The 22,149-nt window shown below is 59.0% G+C and carries 19 protein-coding genes; 11 read left to right on the plus strand and 8 right to left on the minus strand.

Features of this window, described 5'->3' with window-relative positions; translation table 11 throughout:
* Positions 1 to 36: 36 nt before the first annotated feature.
* The 8 genes from P3T25_RS39840 to P3T25_RS39875 all read right to left on the minus strand — a co-directional run bounded on the left by P3T25_RS39840 (position 37) and on the right by P3T25_RS39875 (position 9,694).
* Entirely contained in the window at positions 37 to 1,857 is a 1,821-nt protein-coding gene (locus P3T25_RS39840) for an AMP-binding protein (protein WP_429362692.1), read from the minus strand.
* A gap of 129 nt (positions 1,858 to 1,986) precedes the next feature.
* Entirely contained in the window at positions 1,987 to 2,130 is a 144-nt protein-coding gene (locus P3T25_RS39845; protein ID WP_429362694.1) for a hypothetical protein, read from the minus strand.
* A gap of 91 nt (positions 2,131 to 2,221) precedes the next feature.
* Entirely contained in the window at positions 2,222 to 3,010 is a 789-nt protein-coding gene (locus P3T25_RS39850; protein ID WP_429362696.1) for an enoyl-CoA hydratase/isomerase family protein, read from the minus strand.
* A gap of 420 nt (positions 3,011 to 3,430) precedes the next feature.
* On the minus strand, positions 3,431 to 5,521 hold the full coding sequence (locus tag P3T25_RS39855) for a 3-hydroxyacyl-CoA dehydrogenase NAD-binding domain-containing protein (protein WP_429362698.1): 2,091 nt from the start codon (positions 5,519 to 5,521) through the stop codon (positions 3,431 to 3,433).
* Positions 5,522 to 5,644: 123 nt separating this feature from the next.
* Positions 5,645 to 6,031 (minus strand): nuclear transport factor 2 family protein, encoded by a 387-nt coding sequence (locus P3T25_RS39860; protein WP_429362700.1) that lies wholly within the window; start codon positions 6,029 to 6,031, stop codon positions 5,645 to 5,647.
* 189 nt (positions 6,032 to 6,220) lie between these two features.
* The gene (locus P3T25_RS39865) at positions 6,221 to 7,339 is read right to left on the minus strand and encodes an alkene reductase (RefSeq protein WP_429362678.1); all 1,119 of its coding nucleotides are present in this window, start codon (positions 7,337 to 7,339) and stop codon (positions 6,221 to 6,223) included.
* Between the two features lie 344 nt (positions 7,340 to 7,683).
* Positions 7,684 to 8,601 (minus strand): LysR family transcriptional regulator, encoded by a 918-nt coding sequence (locus P3T25_RS39870; RefSeq protein WP_429362702.1) that lies wholly within the window; start codon positions 8,599 to 8,601, stop codon positions 7,684 to 7,686.
* A gap of 352 nt (positions 8,602 to 8,953) precedes the next feature.
* On the minus strand, positions 8,954 to 9,694 hold the full coding sequence (locus tag P3T25_RS39875) for a FadR/GntR family transcriptional regulator (RefSeq protein ID WP_429362704.1): 741 nt from the start codon (positions 9,692 to 9,694) through the stop codon (positions 8,954 to 8,956).
* 376 nt (positions 9,695 to 10,070) lie between these two features.
* Between P3T25_RS39875 and P3T25_RS39880 the strand changes: the two genes are divergently transcribed.
* The 11 genes from P3T25_RS39880 to P3T25_RS39930 are packed head-to-tail and all read left to right on the plus strand — an operon-like array spanning position 10,071 to position 22,107.
* Complete coding sequence (locus tag P3T25_RS39880) at positions 10,071 to 11,318, plus strand: branched-chain amino acid ABC transporter substrate-binding protein (protein WP_429362706.1); 1,248 nt, start codon at positions 10,071 to 10,073, stop codon at positions 11,316 to 11,318.
* 44 nt (positions 11,319 to 11,362) lie between these two features.
* Positions 11,363 to 12,304: a branched-chain amino acid ABC transporter permease gene (locus tag P3T25_RS39885; protein WP_429362708.1), complete on the plus strand. Its 942-nt coding sequence runs from the start codon at positions 11,363 to 11,365 to the stop codon at positions 12,302 to 12,304.
* Between the two features lie 2 nt (positions 12,305 to 12,306).
* The gene (locus tag P3T25_RS39890; protein ID WP_429362710.1) at positions 12,307 to 13,596 is read left to right on the plus strand and encodes a branched-chain amino acid ABC transporter permease; all 1,290 of its coding nucleotides are present in this window, start codon (positions 12,307 to 12,309) and stop codon (positions 13,594 to 13,596) included.
* Complete coding sequence (locus tag P3T25_RS39895) at positions 13,593 to 14,351, plus strand: ABC transporter ATP-binding protein (protein ID WP_429362712.1); 759 nt, start codon at positions 13,593 to 13,595, stop codon at positions 14,349 to 14,351. Before P3T25_RS39890 ends, P3T25_RS39895 begins: the two co-directional genes overlap by 4 nt.
* Positions 14,348 to 15,067, plus strand: a complete 720-nt coding sequence (locus P3T25_RS39900) for an ABC transporter ATP-binding protein (RefSeq protein WP_429362714.1) — start codon at positions 14,348 to 14,350, stop codon at positions 15,065 to 15,067. The genes P3T25_RS39895 and P3T25_RS39900 overlap by 4 nt, the downstream gene beginning before the upstream one ends.
* A complete protein-coding gene (locus P3T25_RS39905; RefSeq protein ID WP_429362716.1) occupies positions 15,064 to 15,888 on the plus strand; it encodes an SDR family NAD(P)-dependent oxidoreductase in 825 nt (274 codons plus the stop codon). Before P3T25_RS39900 ends, P3T25_RS39905 begins: the two co-directional genes overlap by 4 nt.
* A 48-nt stretch (positions 15,889 to 15,936) precedes the next feature.
* Positions 15,937 to 18,126, plus strand: a complete 2,190-nt coding sequence (locus P3T25_RS39910; RefSeq protein ID WP_429362718.1) for an alpha-ketoacid dehydrogenase subunit alpha/beta — start codon at positions 15,937 to 15,939, stop codon at positions 18,124 to 18,126.
* 44 nt (positions 18,127 to 18,170) lie between these two features.
* Positions 18,171 to 18,659, plus strand: coding sequence for a VOC family protein (locus P3T25_RS39915; protein WP_429362720.1), 489 nt, complete (start codon positions 18,171 to 18,173; stop codon positions 18,657 to 18,659).
* A 1-nt stretch (position 18,660) separates the two neighbouring features.
* The gene (locus P3T25_RS39920) at positions 18,661 to 19,911 is read left to right on the plus strand and encodes a pyruvate dehydrogenase complex dihydrolipoamide acetyltransferase (RefSeq protein ID WP_429362722.1); all 1,251 of its coding nucleotides are present in this window, start codon (positions 18,661 to 18,663) and stop codon (positions 19,909 to 19,911) included.
* A gap of 10 nt (positions 19,912 to 19,921) precedes the next feature.
* Complete coding sequence (gene lpdA, locus P3T25_RS39925; RefSeq protein ID WP_429362724.1) at positions 19,922 to 21,325, plus strand: dihydrolipoyl dehydrogenase; 1,404 nt, start codon at positions 19,922 to 19,924, stop codon at positions 21,323 to 21,325.
* Between the two features lie 41 nt (positions 21,326 to 21,366).
* Positions 21,367 to 22,107, plus strand: a complete 741-nt coding sequence (locus tag P3T25_RS39930) for an SDR family NAD(P)-dependent oxidoreductase (protein WP_429362726.1) — start codon at positions 21,367 to 21,369, stop codon at positions 22,105 to 22,107.
* Positions 22,108 to 22,149: the final 42 nt, after the last annotated feature.

A 22,149-nucleotide genomic window follows, 5' to 3' on the forward strand; every position in this document is an offset into this window, starting at 1 on the left:
CGCTTCGCTGCGCATATCTATACATTCGATCGTCAGCTAAGCGCCAATGACTTCATGCGCAAAACCGAAGCGACCGAGCACTTCGAAAATCGATTGTGTTAACGCAGACAGCCCGCGATGGATTTGAGATGTACGGACAGTGACCATCAATCGGCCGACTTCACCGTCACGCACCACAATGTCGGTATTTTCGCCATCAAGGAAGGAAAGTGACGCTAGCGCCGCATGTACAGCGCGACGCGTCCCATCGCGTCGCAACGCAGCCTTGTCAATCTTCTGCGCCGCTGTCGTCGGCATCTCGTCAAGGGTGAATACGTGGCCTGGGCGCGCGGGCGGTTCAGGCACGTTCTCCGTGAGCTGAGCCATAAGCGATTCAGACGAAACGTTTGATCCGGTCGCAGCGGTCAGATAGACGACAGGCACTTCACCTGCATAGGCGTCCGGCATTCCGACAACGGCAGAAATGCCAACTCCCGCGCGTTTCCCTGCGATCTCTTCGATGACGGTAGGATCGATGTTATGCCCGCTGCGAATGATCACGTCATTTGCTCGGCCCGTTACGACAAGTCGTCCATCGGGTCCGCAAAAACCGAGATCCCCAGTGATAAACCAGCCGTCGTCCGTGAAGGGCCTAGGCTTGTCGCCGTTGAAAAGATAGCCAGGAAAGACGTGAGGCCCCTTGGTCACCGGCGCGCCGGGCTTGCCCTTTGCGACAGACCCACCGACGCCACCATCGCCCAGGACCTCTCGTGCTTCGATTTGAGCTCCTGCAACCACTTCGCCGATCGAAAAGGGATGGGGAACACCGGAGTGGTGACATGCCGCAATCAGTCCAGCCGTTTCCGTCATGCCGTACAGGTGCCGGACATCAATTGAGAGGCGCTCTTTCAGGGACTTCGCAATGGCAACGGGCATGTGCGTCCCGCCGGTCATAAAAAACTTCAAGGATGAGATGTCGGCGTTGCCGATCGGTACATCGAGCAGCGACGCAAGCGTATTTGGGGTACCGCCACCGATTGTTACCTTCAGGCCTTCAACCAATCTCCAATAATTGGCGATCACACGCGGATTTCGGAAGCCTGTCACAGTCGGCAAGATCACTTCCCCCCCGCTTCCGAGCGGCGTCAATCCGAGCAGCAAAGCACCCGCGACATGAAAGGTCGGCAAACCGTTGAACGCACGCGTCGTGCTGTCGAACTGCCAGGAGTCTGCCAGTGCTTGCGCCGAGAAAGCTTGATTCCGATGCAAAAGCTGCGCGACTTTTGGAAAGCCTGTCGTACCGCCTGTATAAAAGTACGCAGCAACGTCTTCCGCAGAAGGGAGTAAGTCCGTTGACGGCGGCGTGGTCGGACGGCCCCGTAGTGCGGTGCGAAGCGAGATCGCGTCACCCGAAGCAGCCCCCATTGTGACGATCTGCACAAGCGACGGTACCCGACCCCGCATATGTTCTACCTTGCTCCACAGATCGGGGGCCTCGGGGCCGAGTGTTGCCAGCACCTTGGATCCGACCGCGCGCATCATCGCCTCGACTTCATCGGAACGAAGTAGAAAATTGATCGGATTGGCGATCCCGACCGTCTCGGCGGCGAAAAATGCGAGCGGCGCGTCCGTCACGCTTGGCGAAAAAATACTGACAATGTCATGGCGCCCGACGCCCAGTTCACGGAAGAGATGCGCCATCTGATGAAGGCGCTCAATGAATTCCGAATGCGTCAGCTTGGTCGGCGAGAGTGTGTCGGCATCCTCAAGATATGTAATCGCCGTTCCAGTCGGATTGGCTGCGCTCGCCCGGCTTAGGAGTTCATACACAGTCGAGGCCGAAGACGCGGACCGAACGCTACCGATTTTCAAACTCATTGTGATGTCTCCATTTGCTTTTTCTGGTGCGGCTCGTCGTCATTTCGTGGGGGGCAATCTCGCAGCCACGCATCAACAATCGCCGCGAGTCTTCGATTCCCTGTCCGGATCCGTGGCGACCGCTAAAGCTCAAGCCACTCCACCAATCTCAGTGGCGTTTTGACTTAAGTTCGACACGGCACGTCGCGCAAGCCGAAAAAACGTTTTACTCTTTGAGAAGCTGGCCACCAGGCAGGTTTCGTGCCGCAGAGCGGTGATGTTCAGCTTGCCCATCAACGTCTTTCATTTCGGTGTCAACCAGATCCGACCAATGCGTTTATCGTCCGCATACGAAATCATTTAACTCGCGATAAAATCCGTCGCGTTATTTACCCTGAAAGGTGAATTTGTCTCGAAAGTTTCGTGAGCCATGCTCTGCGACCGCTTGCACTCCAGCCTGCATATCGTGCGTTTCCAATAGGGGTGAGGAGACCAAGTCGACAATGCGATCAGCAGCAGAAACACCACTCTCAGCAGCAGTCCTTATCAGTCTCTTTGTCGCTTTGAATGCTTGTGTCGGACCTTTAGCCAACTGCCTCGCGAAAGTCATTGCGGCATCGTCAAGTTCAGCGTCTGGAAGCAACTTGGTAACAATTCCCCACTTCTCGAAGTCAGCAGCACCGTAAATGGAAGCGGAATAGCAAATCTCCGTTGCACGCGCAGGACCGGCACGCTCGCATAGAATCTGTGCACCTCCAAGCACCGTCGTAGCGCCTATCGCGGCTTCCAATTGAGCAAACTTTGCCGTTTCGCTGGCCCACAATACATCGCAGCGGAGCACAATCTCCAGTCCAGCGGTCAGGCACATTCCGCGGACGGAAGCGATCGTGGGAATTGGAAGATCTCGCAAACGCACCATGATCGGAATATGCTTGGCAAGCAGAGCTTCGGCAGCGTGCGACGACAGGCCTCCGAACATCTCTGGAACATCGGCCCCGGCGCTGAAGTGCGCTCCGCTCGCCTTTAACAACAGGGCGCGTACGGGAGCTGCGGCGATCTCGTCGATAATGTCGCCCAATTCCTCGAGCATCTCCCATGTGAACAGGTTAAGCGAAGGTCTTGAAATAGTGACGATTCCAAGGCCATCGTCGATTTCGAGTGTCAAATTAGCCATTTTTTCTCCGTTCATTGGTTTACTACGACAGATCTTCGCGTTTAAGAAACGAGTTGAGCTGTTGACAAGTCATCCTTCAATGCCGCAAACGTACCCTGCGCGCTAAGTGCAAATTCTTTCACGAAATATTGCCCTCCTACTTCACCGTCTTCGGAATTACTTCGACGATCTCCGGTTTGAGCGATTCCTTGAGTCCATCGGCGAAACACGCGTGGGTACTTGTCCGGCCCCGTGAACACCAAGCTTCGAAATATCGACACAACGAACACTCGGACAGCGTTTCCGAACGACACAATCTGGACTGCTTTCAAAGGACGCGCCTCCTTGACCCATGCCAATGAGCGGCACATCACCCCGGAACAGGCCAGTCGGATACACCTTCTCCCAAAAATCCGGCCTGCCAGTCGACTGGCGATTTCATTAGGCGACCGCTTTGGCTCGTTCGGCGAAGGATATGAATCCCTCGTTGCGATCGGCGAGCTCGCGAAGCAGCTTGGCGGGTTTCAGACTTTCGTCTTTGATAAGTTCTGCATAATGATCTAGTCGTTCTGAGATGATCTTGATCCCGACCAGATCTGCGTAGAAGCACGGGCCACCGCGCCATACCGGCCAGCCATAGCCATATACCCAGATAACATCGATATCCGAGTGACGGGTCGCGATGCCTTCCTCCAGGATTCGGGCGGCCTCGTTGATCATCGGATAGATCATCCGCTCGAGAATTTCTTGCTCGGTGATCTTCCGCCGGACGATGCCGAGTTTCACCGCGGTTTCCTTGATCAGGGTCTCGGTTTCGGGGTCTGGAACCGGAATTCGGGAGCCGCTCTCGTAGAGATAGTAACCACGCCCTACCTTCTGGCCAAAGCGGCCCCGCTCAGCGAGCGCATCGCTGACCGGTGCGCTCAGGCCCCGACCCTTGCGGATGCGCCAGTCGACATCCAGTCCGGCGAGGTCGCCCATGGCGAAGGGGCCCATTGGAAAGCCGAACTTCGTCACCACCGCATCGATCTCGTGCGGCAGCGCACCTTCGAGCATCAGGCGTTCGCACTCGATCGTACGCTTGTGCAGCATCCGGTTGCCGACGAAACCATAACAATTGCCGACCACAACCGGGATTTTCGAAATCGTCTTGCCTACCGCGATCGCGGTCGCGATGGCTTGGGGGCTGCTCTCTTTACCGCGCACGATCTCAAGCAGCTTCATTACGTTCGCTGGCGAAAAGAAATGCATGCCGACGACATCGCCTGGCCGATTCGTCGCATGCGCGATCGCGTCGACGTCGAGAGTAGATGTATTGGAAGCGAGGAGCGCGCCCGGCTTGGCCAAGGTATCAATCCTCGCGAAGATGTCCTTCTTAAGATTCATCTCCTCAAAGACCGCCTCGATGACGACATCGGCATCGGAAATCACGGCCCAATCCGTGCTGCCGGTGATCAGCGCCATACGCTTTTCTGTGGCGCCGACGGGCAAGGAACCGCGTTGCACGGACGCGTCATATATACCTTTGATGCGTTCGACACCTTTGGTGAGCGCATCCTCGTCTGTCTCAATCAGCGAGACAGAAATGCCGGCATTGGCGAAATTCATCGCGATTCCGCCACCCATCGTGCCGGCTCCGATCACCGCAGCGCAGAAGATCTTTGCGGGTTTCACGTCGGGGCCAATACCCGGAACTTTCGTTGCCTCGCGCTCCGAGAAGAAAATATGCATCTGTGCCCGGCTCTGAACACCAGCGACCAGCTTCATGAACAGAGCGTGCTCTTCCTTGATGCCTTCGTCGAAAGGAAGCGTAAACGCATTGCGGACGGACACCACGCAGGCTGCTGGGGCATCGACCCCTTTCAGTCGTCGGGTGGCTTCTTTTGCTGCCTGCTCAAAGGCCGCCGGTTGAACGCGTGTCGCAACAATCTTTTCCTCAATGTCGCGCACCCGTACCAGCGCGCGCCTCTCCCGCAGAACCTTCTTCGCAAACGCGACTGCGCCTTCGACAGGACCGGCCACGATCTCGTCGATCACGCCGTCCGCATATGCCTCGTTGGCCGACAACGGCTTGCCAGAGACGATCATCCCGATCGCCTTTTCTGGTCCGATCAACCGCGGCAGGCGTTGAGTGCCACCACCGCCGGGGAGGATGCCGAGCTTGACTTCCGGCAGGCCCATTCGCGCGCCAGCCACGGCGACTCGGAAATGGCAGCCAAGCGCCAGTTCGAGGCCACCGCCCAGTGCAGTGCCGAAAATTCCAGCGACCACCGGCTTCTGACTCGCCTCGAACGCCGTGATCACGGTTTCGAGGCTGGGTTCCCTGGGTGGTTTGCCGAACTCGGTAATATCCGCGCCGGCGAAAAAGGTGCGTCCCTTGCAAGAAAGCACGATCGCCTTTGCGGCAGGGGAGGCGGTCACCACCCCAAGGGCCATCATCAGCCCCTCGCGCAGCGTATGACCAAGCGCGTTCACCGGCGGATTGTCGGCGGTGATGATCGCAATCCCATCCTCGATAGTGAGATCGACCATGTTATTCACAGCTCCCATTTGGGCCCCTAGTTGATACGTCCGTTAGTCCGGCGCACGGTTTGCAGACGGCGGGATGAGCAAGTGCGTCCCACCTCTGGCACTGCGTGCGGCGCGCTTCTCGCCTCACAACTTCGCCAGTTCCTCGCCCATCACCCGGTGCAGTACATTGATCGCCTTGAGGGGGCGAACCATGACCTTGAAATGCGTGATTAGGCTTCCATCGTCGTTGAAGGTCACGATGTCGACGCCGTTGATCTTGATGCCTTCGATCTCAGCCTCGAACTCCAGCACCACTCCTTTATCGTTACGCCACTCGTTGAGGTATTTGAAACCCGGGCCGCCCATTACCTTGTCCGCAGTCGTCAGGTACTTGAACACAATATCGCGTCCGCGCTGCGGCGTGTGCACGACGGGGCTTTCGAACACCGCGTCGGGATGCAACAGGTCTCCCAGCGCACTATGGTCGTGGGATCCCATGATGAAGTCGCGCCAGCTGTCGAGGGCAGTCATAACCATATCTCCTAGGTTTTTTGGCATTACCTGGCAATGAACCTGTAAGTCGCCTTGTTGCTACGAACGGGTCTGCAAATTTTTCATCCATGAAAGCGGAACGAGATACTTTGAACGGAAGCTTACCGGCGGCAAAGTAACCCGAAATTAGCGGTCACATTGGGGACACGGTGATCCTCGCTCAACCTCCTACGCGCGGACATCCTCAAGAGCGAACGGATAGTCGGAGTATCCCTCGGCACCATTCGTGTACAGCGTCTTGGGATCGAGAGCACTCAGGGGAATGTTTTCGCGCAGTCGACGAGGCAGATCCGGATTCGCGATGAAGCCGCGACCAAAGCTAATCGCATCCGCCTCCCCGCTCTCAAGCGTCGCTTCCGCCCGAGCCTGGTCATAGTCGGAATTAAGCACAAGTGTGCCCTTGAATGCTGCCCGGATTGCCGGCGCCACTGGCGGCACTTCCGCAGCGGTCCGCAACGCGCCGGCCGTCGGGTTGGGGAGCAGTTCCGCAGGCGGAGGCTCACGAAGTTCGAGGAAGGCAATACCGAGTTCCGAGACCGCTTCGGCTGCCGCAGAAAATAGCGCATGCGGGTCGCTGTCGTTGACGCCGAGTATCTCCCCGTTAGGCGAAAATCGCACAGCAGTCCGACCCGCACCCGCCACTTCGATCACCGCGGCTGTTACCTCTCTTAGCAAACGGATGCGATTCTCGATACTTCCACCATAGGCATCCGTACGCAGATTTGAGCTGTCGCGCAGGAACTGATCCAGCAGATAGCCATTTCCCGCATGCACTTCGACGCCATCGAATCCGGCTTTCAATGCGTTCTCCGCTGCTGCCCGGTAATCGTCGAGAAGGCGGGGTATTTCGCTTATCTCGAGCGCGCGCGCGTACTCCTGAGGCTGCTTCCCCTCGTACGTGTAAGCGGCCCCGGCCACCACGGTCGCCGACGCCGAAATCGCCTGTGCTCCGCCGAGAAAGCTCGGGTGTGCCAAGCGACCCATGTGCCATAGCTGGGACATGATGCGCCCACCTGCCTGATGGACCGCGTCGGTGACGGTCTTCCATCCGTCGACCTGGGCGCTCGTCCAGATCCCCGGCGCATACGGAAATCCCAATCCTTCCCGACTGATCCCGGTTGCCTCGGCGATGATCAGACCGGCGGACGCGCGTTGTGCGTAGTAGTCCGCCATGATCTTTGTCGGCACGTGTTCGCGCGACGCACGACTGCGGGTCAGCGGAGCCATGATGATGCGGCTTGGAGCCTTGATATCGCCCAGCTGGATCGGGTCAAACAGTTCTGGCATGTCGTCTCCTTTGATTGGAAAACTCAATCTGAATGCTTTCCCTTACGGCGGCTACGGCCACTTCGCTGCCCCCTGTCTCAACGACTTCGGGTTCTGTGAACGAGGAGAACGTAACGCTCTACGGGCACCGGTGCCCCGCCGTGACAATCCAAAGCGTGCGGCCTGCTTACTGCGTAGTTTCCGAGCGTGGGCAATTTAGAACAAGCGTCTTTTTTATCGCGATCGATCGTACTTTCCGATCGATCGGCACTAGGACAAGTTTTGTCAAAGCAAGATTTTCCGCAGCTTTTTTATGGGCGTACATAAAAAAGAGAACTGCGCCAGTTACATAAAACGGGGGACGTTCATTGAACCAACGGTTCTGTCACCGGGCAGTAAATCCTGGCCAGCTTCGCCAAAAGCGCATCGAGCTTTCCGATGATCGGCCTGTTATCGTCTCTTCTCCATACGAGAGAGGATGAGATGGAAGGCAGATCTATCTCGACAAGGCTAATACCGGGGGTGGGGTAGTAGCTTGCGGCTCGCTTGGTCAACATCATGAGCGCCTGCTTGCCAGTAACAGCTGCCATGGCTTCACGGAGTGTTCGCACGACCGGACCTTCGCCTATCGGCGCGCCTGCAGGCGTACGATGCGGAAGGTGAAAGTCCCGCCATTCCTGGCTTACGGCGCCGGGGACCATCTTCACCAGGCGCTCACCTGCCAGCGCTTCTCCGTCAACGAATTCGCGTGAGGCAAGCGGGTGGTCGTTTGGCAGGCACAACATCCTGCGGTCTTCCATCAAAACAGGGCCATGGGTCAAACCAGGCGCACCCAAGGGCAAGCGGCAAAACGCCACGTCGACGGACCCATACGCCACTGCCGAGAAATGGTCGACGAAAGATAGCTCAACAAAGTCCAGTTCAACACCGGGAAACAAGGCGGCGAACTCGGCGACCAATGGCTGATGAAGCTCGTAGAGCCCACCTCCGAGAAAGCCAAACTTGAGCTTTCGCAGCTCGCCGGCGGCCAGACGCTTACAATCCTTTATCGACGTCTTGATTGAAATAAACGCCGATTCGGCGCCCTCTTGCAGAACTTCCCCCAACGGCGTCAAGGCAACACGCCGACTGCTCCGCTCAAACAGCGGGCCGCCGACAGTTTTTTCAAGACTGCGAATCGCCTCCGACACAGACGACTGGCCCATATACAGCCGCTCCGCGGCACGACCGAAGTGAAGTTCCTGGGCAACAACAAAAAAACACTCAAGCTGCCGAAGGTCCATTCCTCTCTCCTCTACGACATTCCCGCACGACAGACAACAAGGTATCGCGACTTCGTTCATGCATCGCAGGCCCGCTACGGCTAGACGTCGAGGCTCGGTCGCTCATCAATCGGTTTACTCAACCCACCGTACGCAAAGTGCCTTCTTCTCCATGACGACCTATGAAAGGTCCCCAACGCCGCAACGATCTTCATGCTCCAGCGGAGCAGTACTTCAACTACCAACCTTCTCACGTAACAAGACTTGCACCCTCAACCCGAAGCTCCCCCTCCGACGAAAGAGCGGTAACAGGACGCCAGAAAACATTGGTCAGAACCAGTCGCCATGAGCGGTGCTTGCTACTCCTACTCGGTCAGCCCTTCAGGTAAATGTTCATCCGCTTGGCAGCATTACGTAGATGCGTCTCAGCAGCCAGTTCAGCCTGATCTGCGTCGCCTGCACTGATCGAATCGAATATTGCTTTGTGCTCCTGCTGCACTGCCTCCACAAGATCCGCATGATGACTCTTTGTATTGCTGCGTGCCTGACGGATCACGTGACGTGCGCCGTGCTCCAGGTGTTCGCTCAGCGCCTGGAAATGCGGATTGTGGGTCGCCTCGACGATCGCCTGATGAAAGGCAAAATCTTCGTTGTCGCCTAGACGGTCATTGGCGATTTCGTATTCCATCCCAATCAACGCGCGCCGGATGCGTTTGAGATCCTCGGGTGTGCGACGTACCGCAGCCAAGCGCGTCGATGCTACTTCAATGGTGACGAGCAGTTCCATCACCATTGCGAGAGAGTCCTTTTCATCAATTGCAACATCCTGCATCCGAAACGCTTGACGTTGATTTCTCTCCGTCACGAACACGCCACTGCCTACCTTCGATGCAACAAGCCCCTCAGACTTCAGTTGAGACAGCGCCTCCCGCACCACGGCACGGCTTACCGAGAATTGTTCGCACAATAGACGTTCGCTCGGTAGTCGATCACCGACGGCAAACTCGCCCGTCTGAATTGCCTGGGTCAGCCGTGCGGCGACCTCGTCAGGCAGGTGTTTCGGTTCGACCCGAAATGAACCCTGTTCGATTTGCTTTAGATTTTTGAGTGCCACTGAGATCGTCCTTGACATCACTATGGGCTCCATCGGTATTCACCGAGAACACCGCCGCTGAGCTCGCCAAATTGGTCTTACAGGTCAATGTAGCACGACTTTCCTGTCCTGACAAAACTAACCGTTCCTGACCGACGTAAGGCAGATCATGAACGGAGCGCCCTCCCCACACAGGATTGATCGCACTGCCGCGCTTCAGTCGGAGATCCTTACCAGTAACTTAAATCAAGGTTCATGGTTTACCCTAAGAGCAGACAGATGAGGTTGACGTCGCCCCCCTCGGATACTTATATTTCACCTGTCCGACCACTTTTACCTCCTGTCGTACCAGTTGATCTGAAACTTTCCACCCACTCCCCGAACCCAGGAGAAATAGATGAGTGGTCTCCGTACCTCCCTTCACCTAGCCACATGCATAGCGCTCCCGCTGCTGGCGGGCGAGGCCTGGCCTGCGCCATTGAAGATCGCATTGGTAGAAACGTTGTCTGGTCCCCAGGCCTCCACCGGCCTGATGTTCCGTTCGGCTGCCCGTTACGCAATCGAACAGATCAACTCGTCAGGGGGATGGAGCGGCGAACAGCTCACGCTCGTTGAGTACGACAACCAAGGCGGCCCCGCAGGCGCATCGGACAAATTGAAGTCGGCCATCACTGATGGCTCGCAGATTGTTTTGCAGGGAGCGTCATCCGCCGTGTCTGGGCAGCTCACAGAAGATGTCCGTAAGTTCAACCTGCGCAGCCCAGGCAAGGAAATCATCTTCCTGAATCTCGGTGGGGAAGCGATGGAGTTGACCGGAGGGAAATGTAATTTTTATAGCTTCAAGTTCGCCAGCAACGCACAGATTCGTGTCAAAGCGCTGGTGAAAGCAATGAAGCCGCTAAACGCGCTTGGTACCCACGTTTACTCTATCAACCAGGATTACTCCTGGGGCGACGACATGGAGAAGGCGATCGATCAGTACGCCACCTTGGGAGGCTACGAGGTCGTCGGGAAGACCTTGCATGAAGTGAACAAGATCCAGGACTTTTCGCCCTATGTCACGAAAATCGTGGCTTCCAAAGCCGACACCGTCATCACCGGAAACTGGTCGGGCGATCTACTTCTGTTGATGAAGTCGAGCAAGGCGTCGGGGTTGAAGGTGCGCTTTGCGACCGTCTTTCTCGACCAACCAGGCAATCTCGGCAACGCCGGTGAAGTCGCGCTCGGCGACTATGTCGCTCATCCCTTCAACGCCGAAGCCGGCGGCGCCGCAGGCGAGCGACTAGCCAGCGACTTCAAGGCGAGGGAAGGCCATATGCCCGTGTTCATCGAGCCCCAAGCCGTCTTCGGCGTCGAGTTTCTGGGCGAAGCGCTCAAGACTGTGAAACCACAAGACGGCAAGCTCAACACCACCGCGCTGGCCAAAGCGCTCGAAAAGACCACGCTCGAGACGCCGCTCGGCGAGATGACCATGCGTGCAGCGGACCACCAAGTGCTGCTCCCTATGGTCGTGTCCATCGTCAGCAAGAATGCAAAGTACAAGGTAGACGGTACCGACATGGGTTTCCAACCCATCAGGACCTTCACCGCCACCGAAGCCGCCACGTCAACCCAAGCAAGCTGCAAAATGCCGCGTCCTGACTGAGGGGCATCACACGCAATGTGCCGGCTCGTCTCAAGGAATCTCTCATGGATCAATTCATCATCTCACTGCTGAATGGCACGATCTACGGCCTGCTGCTTTTCATGCTGGCGGCCGGGCTCACACTGATTTTCGGCATGATGGGCGTGCTGAACTTCGCGCACGCGTCGTTCTACATGCTCGGTGCCTACTTTGCCTACACGCTGCAGGGCTCTATCGGCTTCTGGGGCGCGCTCGCGATTTCGCCTTTGCTGGTAGGACTCGTCGGGGTGGTCGTCGAGCGTTTTTTCCTACGACGCGTGCATCATCTCGGCCACGCACACGAATTGCTACTCACCTTTGGCCTGTCTTTTATCATCGCCGAATTGATCAAGCTGTTCTTCGGCAACTTCCCGGTCGACTACCGCATCCCATCATCGCTCGACTTCGCCGCGTTTAGCGTCGGCGCTATCTCCTATCCCTTCTATCGCGTGTTCATGGGCATCGTTGCAATCGCGATGTTCACGCTTATCTACCTGTTGCTGACTCGCACCCGCGTCGGCATCGTCGTGCGCGCCGCGATGCACAAGCCGCGCATGGCGGAGGCACTTGGGCACAACGTTCCACTGGTGTTCATGAGCGTGTTCGTCGTGGGCGCGGCACTAGCCGGACTCGCGGGGGCGGTCGCCGGCGCGTTCTATACGACCAGTCCGAACATGGCACTCGAGCTCGGTGTGATGGTGTTTGTCGTTGTGGTCGTGGGGGGGCTCGGCTCGCTGGAAGGCGCGATGCTTGCCTCGCTGCTGATTGGTCTGGTCACCTCCCTCTCAGTCGGCGTCGATAGCAGTCTGGCTGATCTGTTAGCCCTTGTCGATGTGCGTGTCTGGGCTGAGGGCGTCGGCGGACTCCTAACGCTGAAACTCTCCAGCATGGCCGCGACCATTCCGTTCGCGCTGATGTTGTTGATTTTACTGTTGCGCCCGTCCGGACTCCTGGGCGAAAAGGAATAAGCATGACTGGACTTCAAAGATTCCTTTTACTGCTCGGTATTGTTGTCTTGCTCGCACTACCACTAGCAGTGTCGCAGTCGCTCGTCAACGCGTCGATCCAGATGCTGATCGCCGTGCTTTTCGCCTGCGCGTTCAATGTATTGAGCGGCCAAGGTGGCTTGCTTTCGTTCGGCCATGCAGCCTATTTCGGCTTAGGCGCCTTTGCGACGGTGCACGCCATGAATGCCCTCGGAGGGGAAGGCCTGCTGCCAACGCCCTTGTTGCCGTTGGCGGGTGCCGCAATGGGTCTGATTGCTGGCATCGTGGTCGGCTGGTTCGCCACCAAGCGCTCCGGTGTGTATTTCGCAATGATGACGCTAGCGCTTGCTGAACTTCTGCACTCGCTCGCACCGCACCTGACGAGTTATTTTGGCGGTGAGTCGGGACTGTCGACCACGCGATTGCCTGCGTGGGGCTTGAGCTTCGGCACGAGCAACCAGATCTACTACCTCACCCTCGGATGGGTGTTCCTTTCAGTCGCGCTACTGTACCTGTTCACACTCACCCCGCTTGGACGCCTGACGCTCGGCGTGCGTGAAAACGCAAACCGCCTGCGCTTTCTCGGATACAACGTTCATCGCCTGACGGTTGTCATTTTCGCAGTATCCACAACTTTCGCCGGCCTTGCCGGCGCCCTGCAGGCAATCAATATGGAAGGCGCCAACTATGTGGTATTCGATTCGGGTGTCTCGGCGGCAGCGGTCCTGAATTGCTATATCGGCGGCGTCACGATCTTCCTGGGTCCAGCACTAGGCGCCGCGGCAATGACCTTCTTCGGTTACGCAGTGTCCGACCTGACACGTTCATGGCTGCTCTATCAGGGCATCATGTTCGTGGCGGTGATGCTGTTCACGCCGACCGGCATCGCCGGGCTTATCAAGCTCTGGTCAGCTAACCGTAAAACTTACGGCACGCGCGCGTCGTTGCCGGTTGGCGGATTGTTCGTTTTGGGAGCGACCTCCATCGCCACCGCGACGATCTTCGTGGTCGAGCTGCTGCAGCGTTGTTTCTCCCAGGACTACCGCTCGTTGGCCGCGTTGAACGGCGGTGGTTGGCCCCCCATCGCGGTGTTTGGCCGCGCTTGGGCACCACTTTCCCCGCTAACCTGGATTGTCCCGTTGCTGCTGATCGCGCTTGGCGTTCTCGCCGCGCGGGTCGGTAAACGCCGTTGGCTGTGCGTGAAAAACGCCTTGGCTTTGCCCCACGCCGCCACTGCGAGCACATCCGCTCAAGCTCGGAGGAATCCAGCATGAACGGTCAATCCATTCTCTCGCTGCGCGGGCTACACAAATCGTTCGGCGACATCGCCATCATCCGCGGCGTGAACCTCGACGTGGCCCCTGGCGAAAAACATGCGTTGATTGGACCTAACGGGGCCGGCAAGTCGACACTGTTCCACCTGATCTCCGGCCGGCTCCCGCTCACGCAGGGCGAGATCCTGTTCGAGGGCGAGGCGATTCACGGCCTCCCCCCCCACCAGATCAACCGCAGGGGTCTCGCGCGTTCGTTCCAGATCACCAACATCTTCGCAGGCCTGAGCGTGTTCGAGAACCTGCGCCTCGCCATCATGCAACGCCGCGGATTGCAGTACACAGTCTGGAAATTCGCACACCGGCTACGTGAAGTGCATGACGAAACCATGCACCTGCTGGAACAGGTGCGCCTTGCCGCCCGCAGCGACACCATCGCGGGCGAACTGCCCTACTCGGAACAACGCTCGCTCGAAATCGCCATGACACTGGCATCCGATCCCAAGGTCATCCTGCTCGACGAGCCGATGGCGGGCATGTCGCACGAGGAAACCAGTTACACGACGGGACTCATCCGCGAGATCGCGCAAGGACGCACGGTGCTGATCGTCGAACACGATATGGACGTGGTGTTTTCGCTATGCGACCGCATCAGTGTGCTCGTCTATGGCGAGATTCTCGCCACCGGTACACCGGATCAAATTCGCAACAACGCACAGGTGAAGGAAGCCTATCTGGGCGAGGAGATTGGCGCATGAGTGGGCAGAACGAGCTTCTCTCGGTCGAGGGACTGCACGCACACTATGGCAAAAGCCACATCCTGCATGGTGTCGATTTCCAGGTGACTCACAACGAAGTGGTGAGCCTGCTCGGCCGCAACGGTTCTGGCCGCTCGACAACTCTCAAAGCGATCATGGGAATAGTGCCGCCGACGCGCGGACGGGTCCGCCTCCTTAACCGCGATATCGCGGGTGCCCGCCCCAGCACGATTTGCCGTAACGGTATCGCCTATGTACCCGAGGAGCGTGAGATCTTCGTCAACCTGACTGTCGACGAGAACCTGCGCATGGGCGAGCAGCGCGGAACCGTAGACGCCCCCAAGTGGACCGTCGAGCAGATGTTCGACTACTTCCCGCGCCTGAAGGAGCGGCGCAACACGAAAGCCGGCAACCTGTCCGGCGGCGAGCAGCAGATGCTGACCATGTGCCGCTCGCTGCTCGGCAATCCACTTGTCATTCTGATCGACGAGCCCACCGAGGGGTTGGCGCCAAAGATTGTCGCCGTGGTCGGCGAAGCCATCGCGGACATTCACCGCCGCGGCGCTTCGGTTGTGCTGGTCGAACAAAAACTTGCGATTGCGCTGAAAGTGGCGAGCCGCGTCTGCGTGATGGGTCACGGCCGTGTCGTCTTCGAAGGTACCCCCGACCAAGTTACCTCCAACACACAACTGCTCAAGGACTGGTTAGCCGTATGAATATTGCTTTCACAAACGGACATCCGAGCGCGCAGCCCTTTGCCGCGGCACACTATCCCGGGCTCGCCGGCAAAGTCGTGTTGAATACGGGCGGGGCAAGTGGCATCGGCCGTGCGATGGCCCAAGGCTTTGCGCGGCATGGCGCTCGCCTGATGTTGCTCGATCTGGATGTGGACGCCTTGGCTGCGACCCGCGCTGAACTGAAGGCGGCCTATCCAGAACTCGAGGTGGAGACAATCCGAGCATCCGTCACCGACGATGTTGCCGTGGAGCAAGCCTGCGTTGCGACAGAAGCGCGCTTCGGGCGAATCGACATTCTGCTCAACAACGCGGGCATCTCGATGAACAAGCCGTCGCTAGAACTGACGCCCGCGGAGTGGCGCAGTGCGCTCGACATCGACCTGTCCGGCGTGTTCTATACGACGCAAGCAGCGGCACGCCGCATGGTCAGGCAAGGCGGCGGCGTGATCCTGAGTACCGCGTCGATGTGGGGCCTGCTGTCCGCGCGCAACCGACTGGCCTACTGCGCGGCGAAAGCCGGTGTGGTCTCGCTGACAAAAAGTCTCGCGGTCGAATGGGCCGAACACAACATCCGCGTCAATGCAGTTTGCCCAGGCTACACACGCACTGCGCTGGTCGACACGTTGATCACAACGCACGCGCTCGACGATGCCACTCTGCTCGAGCGCACCCCCTTGCGGCGCCTCGGTACACCCGACGAGATGGCCGAAGTCGCGCTGTTTCTCGCATCCGATTCGGCTGCGTTTATTACTGGCCACGCGCTCGTTTCGGACGGCGGCTGGGCTGCCGACGGATTCTGAACCGCTCTCCACTACCCCGAACTGTGATTGCTAATCAAGGACTTTCCAATGTCTGAATGCACTGCCCTCCGCCCCGCTGCCGAATGGGTCGAACTGCGTACGACCGAGGAGGACTGGGCCAACGCCGACCCAATCCTCCTCGGCACTCTGCTGAGCCACCTGTGCCTGATCCGTGGTTTCGAAGAAGCCGTTCTGGAACTTGCAGCTGAGGGCCTGGTCCATGGCCCGGCGCACTCCAGCATTGGCCAGGAAGGTGCCGCAGCCGGGTCCATTCTCGGATTGAGCGGCGCTGACCACATCAATGGCTCGCATCGCGGCCACCACCAATTCCTGTCCAAAGCGCTCGGCTATCTGGCACCCCACGGCATCGATCCGCTCGCATCGTTCGCGCCGGACATCCAAACGCTGCTGCAACGCACGCTCGCCGAGATTCTTGGACTTGCACAGGGATACTGCAAAGGACGAGGCGGTTCGATGCACCTTCAGTGGGCCGAAGCGGGCGCGCTGGGCACCAATGCAATCGTCGGCGGCGGCGTGCCGCTCGCTGCCGGCGCCGCATGGGCACACAAGCATGCTGGCACTGATGCCGTTGCGGTAACGTACTTCGGCGACGGCGCAGTCAATATTGGCTCTGTGCTCGAGACGATGAATCTCGCCGCCGCCTGGAAGCTGCCGCTGTGCTTCTTCATCGAAAATAACCGTTATGCGGTCTCAACCACAGTAGAAGAGGCCACCGCAGAGCCACGTCTTTCGGCACGCGGATTGGGGTTCAACATCGTTAGCTGGAAGGTCGATGGCATGGATCCGCTCGCCGTCTATCTGGCGATGCAGCAGGCACTTGCTCATATGCGCTCAGGCAAAGGGCCCGCCTTAATCGAAGCGGACGTGTATCGCTTCTTCCATCAGAATGGTCCCTTCCCTGGAAGCGCCTTCGGCTACCGCACCAAGGAAGAAGAACAGCAGTGGCGTGCCCGCGACCCGCTGGACCTAGTCGCACGCCGCATGCAGGAGCGCGGATTGATTAGCTCCGAGGAAGTGACGGCGCTCCGCGAGCGCGTCAAGGAGGCGATGCGCGCGGCGACGGCCGCACTAACCGAGGCCGATCCGTCAGGCAAGGCAGGCAAGCGCCGTATCCGTCCGGAACTCTGGCCGAGCCCCGACTTCCGCGACGTGGGTATCCGCAGCGAGCTCCACGAACTGGAGACACTGCGCTTCGAAGACACGGACACGTTCACAGGCAAACTGGCGGAACGCAAGTTCATCGACGTGGTCGCCGATGTGATGGGTCGCCGGATGGAAACGGATGCGGCCGTCGTCGTAATGGGAGAAGACGTGCATCGGCTCAAGGGTGGCACCAATGGCGCGACGCGGGGTCTGCGTGAGCGCTTCCCCGAGCGTGTGCTTGGAACACCAATCAGCGAGAACGCGTTTGTCGGCCTGGGCGGTGGCATGGCGCTGGATGGCCGGTTCAAGCCGGTAGTGGAGTTCATGTATCCGGACTTCATGTGGGTGGCCGCCGACCAGGTATTCAACCAGATTGGCAAGGCGCGTCATATGTTTGGCGGAGAGAGCGACGTCCCGCTGGTGCTGCGCACCAAGGTCGCCATGGGTACCGGCTACGGCTCGCAGCACTCGATGGACCCGGCCGGCGTTTTTGCCACGAACCCGGGCTGGCGCATCGTCGCCCCCTCGACTCCGTTCGATTACGTCGGCCTGCTGAACACCGCCCTTGCCTGCAAGGACCCGGTGCTCGTAATAGAGCATGTAGATCTCTACAACGCCGCCGGCGTCGGGCCGACGGAAGATTTTGACTATCACCTGCCGGTCGGCCGGGCCGCCGTGCGGCGCAGCGGCAAGGAGCTCACGCTAATTACCTATCTGTCGATGGTCAGTCATTCGCTCGAAGCCGTAGAACAGACCGGTATCGATGCCGACGTGATCGACTTGCGCTGGCTGGACCGAGCGAGCCTCGATTGGGACACAATCGAACGAAGCCTTCAGAAGACCAACAACGTATTGATCGTCGAGCAAGGCGCCCGTGGCACATCATATGGCGGGTGGCTTGCTGACGAAATCCAGCGTCGCTATTTCGACTGGCTGGATCAGCCGGTGCAACGCGTCACGGGTGCAGAAGCGTCGCCCAGCATCTCGAAAGTACTGGAACGTGCAGCGGCCGCGCGCACCGAGGAAGTCGTCGAAGGATTGCGACTCGTGATGCGCGACAAGGGTGCGGCCTGACCTCACCCAATCAAACAAACTAAGGATTGCTTATGATTATTAACATGCTCGTTCCCCTCGAAGTCGGCATTGCGATTCGCGACCTCTCGCGCATGCGGCACTTCTACGAACACGTGCTGGGCTTCGCGTTCGTCAGCGAAACCGTGGTGTCACCCCAGCAAGCCATTCAGGCGGCCATGCATGCGAGCGGCTACACAGTCGTGCGCCTGCAGACCACCTATGGCGAACGTATCAAGCTGCTCGCCCCGAACGAAGCGCCCGCTGCCGAAACGGTAACCGGCTACATCCTCGACAAGCCCAACACGATGTACCTGACTTTCATCCTGGATGATATCCAGGCCGTGGTTGACCGGTTGATCGGTGCGGGTGTCGAATTCATGACCGGTCCACGGAGCGTCGGCGTCCGCGAGGGAGTCTACCTAGCATTCTGCCGCGACCCGGAAGGAAACGTGCTCGAACTCGTCCAGTACACGGATATCGCGGCCTACCGGTCGGATCTAGAGTTGTCCACTATCGTTGCGAGGCATGACTGAGATGGCCACCCTTTTGCGTATGCCCGAGGTGGCGGCTAATGCCACCCATGCCACGCTGCAGGCGTGGACCAAGAGCGAAGGCGATCCGGTCGCGATTGGCGATTGCATCGCCGAGATAGAAACCGACAAGGCCGTGGTCGAACTCAACGCGGATACTGCCGGCGTGATGGGCCGCCAGTTAATCCGGGCCGGTCAGGACGTGGAAGTCGGTGCGGCGATCGGCGTGCTTCTGGTGAACGGCGAAACTCATGTCGACATTGACGCGCTGATCGCCTCGGCGGCCCCAAATGCGTCTAATGCCCCCGCCGCCGTCGGCGAAGTGTCGGCTGAGGTCACGCCCTCTTCAGCGTTGGTCTCCGGGGCGGCAGCGCCGGCCGCACAAACGTCCCCGGCACGCGTGTTCGCCAGCCCCGTCGCACGCCGTCTTGCCTCTGAGCGGGGGCTGGATCTCGGTACGCTGAAGGGCAGCGGTCCTAATGGACGCATCGTTAAACGCGACATCGATCTGGCCCACTCGACAGCAGCACCTGCACCGCCGGTCCGGCCAACGACATCAGCACTTCAGCCGGCGGGAGACTTCACCGAAGTGCCGCATAGCGGCATGCGCCGAACCATTGCGCAGCGTCTCACGGAGAGCAAGTCCACCATTCCGCACTTCTACCTGACGGTGGACTGCCGGATGGAACGGCTACTCGCCCTGCGTGCCGAGATTAACGCTACTGCACCGCGCAAGATTTCAGTCAACGATTTCATTGTGCGCGCGGTAGCTGTTACGCTGCGCGACGTACCTGAAGCCAATGTAGGCTGGACCGACGCCGCAATGCGCCGGTACCACCACGCGGACGTTGCCGTCGCCGTGTCGACTGACGCCGGCCTAATCACACCAATCGTACGCGCGGCCGAAACGAAGTCACTTGCCGTCATCAGCGCCGAGATCGCCGATCTGGCCGCGCGGGCGCGTGCCACGCGGCTGCGACCTGATGAGTATCAGGGTGGCAGCTTCAGCGTCAGCAACCTCGGCATGCATGGGGTGGCGGAATTCTCCGCGATCATTAACCCGCCGCAGGCGGCGATTCTTGCCGTGGGCGCCACTCAGGCCGTGGCAGTGATCGAAGACGGCGTCGTCCAGGGAGCTCAAGTCATGCGCTGCACTTTGTCTGTCGACCATCGCGCGATTGACGGCGCACTCGCCGCACAATGGCTGGCGGCCTTCAAGCGGTCGATCGAAAACCCGCTGTCGATGTTGATCTGAGGAAAACGACGTGAACTATCCCCCATTTGATCTAATTGTCATCGGCGGTGGACCAGGCGGCTACGTCGCCGCTATCCGCGCAACGCAACTCGGCATGAAAACGGCGCTTGTCGAGAAAGCGCAGCTTGGCGGCATCTGCCTAAACTGGGGCTGCATTCCAACTAAGGCGTTGCTGCGCTCTGCCGACGTGCTCCGCCAGGCCAGGAACGCCGAAGCATTTGGCGTCAGGGTTGGCACGGCTCAGGCCGACTTGCCTGCAATGGTGGCTCGCTCGCGTGCGGTCGCAGGCCAGCTCAACAAGGGTGTGGCGCACCTGATGAAGAAAAACGGCGTCACAGTCCTGGCCGGTCACGGCCGACTGACGGGTGGAGGTTCAATAGAGGTCACCGACCAGGACGGTTCGGTGGCAAAGCTAACGGCGCGCAACATCATCCTCGCCACCGGTGCGCGATCCCGTCAAGTGCCAGGACTTGAGTCAGACGGCAAAACAGTCTGGACGTATCGCGATGCACTAGCGCCGCCCAGTGTCCCAAAGCGCATGCTGATTGTCGGCGCTGGAGCAATTGGGATCGAGTTCGCGAGCTTCTATCATGCGATCGGTGTCGAAGTGACCGTCGTGGAGATGGCCGAGCGGATCCTTCCGGTGGAAGACTCCGAAGTTTCTGCCGAGGTGGCCATTCGACTGAGCCGGGACGGCATTGCGTTGCGCACGGGCACCGCCGTAAAGCGAGCTGAGCGCCAAAACATGGCTTGGGACATCGAGTTGCAAGGCGCTCAGGGCAAGCCGCCCGAGCACGTCCTGGTCGACGTGGTGCTGGTCGCCGCAGGCATTGTCGGCAATGTAGAAGACCTAGGTCTGGAGAACACCGCGGTGAAGGTTGAGAAGACCCATATCGTTACCGACGCATTCAGTCGCACCGACGAACGGGGGGTTTATGCAATCGGCGATGTCGCGGGTCCGCCATGGCTTGCGCACAAAGCCAGCCATGAAGGTGTGATCTGTGTTGAGGCAATCGCTGGACTCAAGCCGCATGCGCTCGAACCGAAACAGATCGCCGCCTGCACATACAGCCACCCGCAAGTGGCCAGCGTGGGTCTTACCGAAGCACAGGCCAAGGCGAGCGGCTACCAGCTCAAGGTGGGCAAGTTCCCCTTCGCTGCGAACGGTAAAGCGATTGCTATGGGTTCGACCACCGGCTTCGTGAAAGTCGTTTTCGACGATGCCAGCGGCGAGCTACTCGGCGCGCATATGGTCGGCGACGAAGTCACCGAAATGATCCAGGGCTTCGTCATCGGGCGAACGCTCGAAACAACCGAGGCAGAATTGATGGCGTCAATTCTGCCGCATCCGACGATGTCCGAGGCGATGCATGAGGCGGTGCTGGCGGCGTACGAACGCGCGCTGCATATCTGAAGTTCGACTCGCCTGGTTTAATCCAACGTCATTGGATGCGCATGTATAACTTCGACAAACGCACTCTGCTGCTGACAGGCGCGAACGGCGGTATCGGCCGCGAAATCGCGAAGCTGTTTCACGCAAATGGCGCGAACCTGGTCCTCACCGATCTCGACGGGGCCGGCTTAAACGCGTTCGCCGCCGAGCTTGGATCGGATACCGCACGCGTCGTCACGCTGCGCATGGACGCGACCGAACCCGACGACGCTGCTCAAGCTGTCGAGCTCGCGCAACGATGTTTCGGTGGCATCGATTTCCTGGTGCCGTCGGCAGGCGTCTATGAAACACAACCCGTCGACCAAATGACTGACGAACAGTGGCGCCGGACACTGTCGATCAACCTCGATAGCGTGTTCTATCTGTGTCGTCGAGCAATTCCGGCTTTGCGCGCGAACAGCGCGATTGTCAACCTTACCTCTGTCGCCGCGCATCGAGGGGCCTTTTACAACGCGCATTACTCGGCTTCCAAGGGCGGCTTGCTCAGCTTGACACGGAGCCTGGCCCGCGAACTGGGTCCAGGTACACGCGTCAATGCCGTATCACCCGGCATCATCGACACCCCGATGACCACGGCACTAATCGCAACGCGCGGCACCGATTCGGTCGAGCAGACACCGCTCAAGCGTCTCGGCTATCCACGCGAAGTCGCGGCGGCGGTTGGCTTCATGTGCAGTGATGCGGCGAGCTTCATCACCGGTGAGGTGCTACACGTTAATGGCGGCCTCTATATCGCCGGCTGAGCCCGCATCGCTTGTGGCGCATTATTTCCTTAACGGGCCAGT

Origin of the sequence: Paraburkholderia sp. GAS32 (genome assembly GCF_050434225.1) — a bacterium.
GTDB lineage: Bacteria > Pseudomonadota > Gammaproteobacteria > Burkholderiales > Burkholderiaceae > Paraburkholderia > Paraburkholderia madseniana.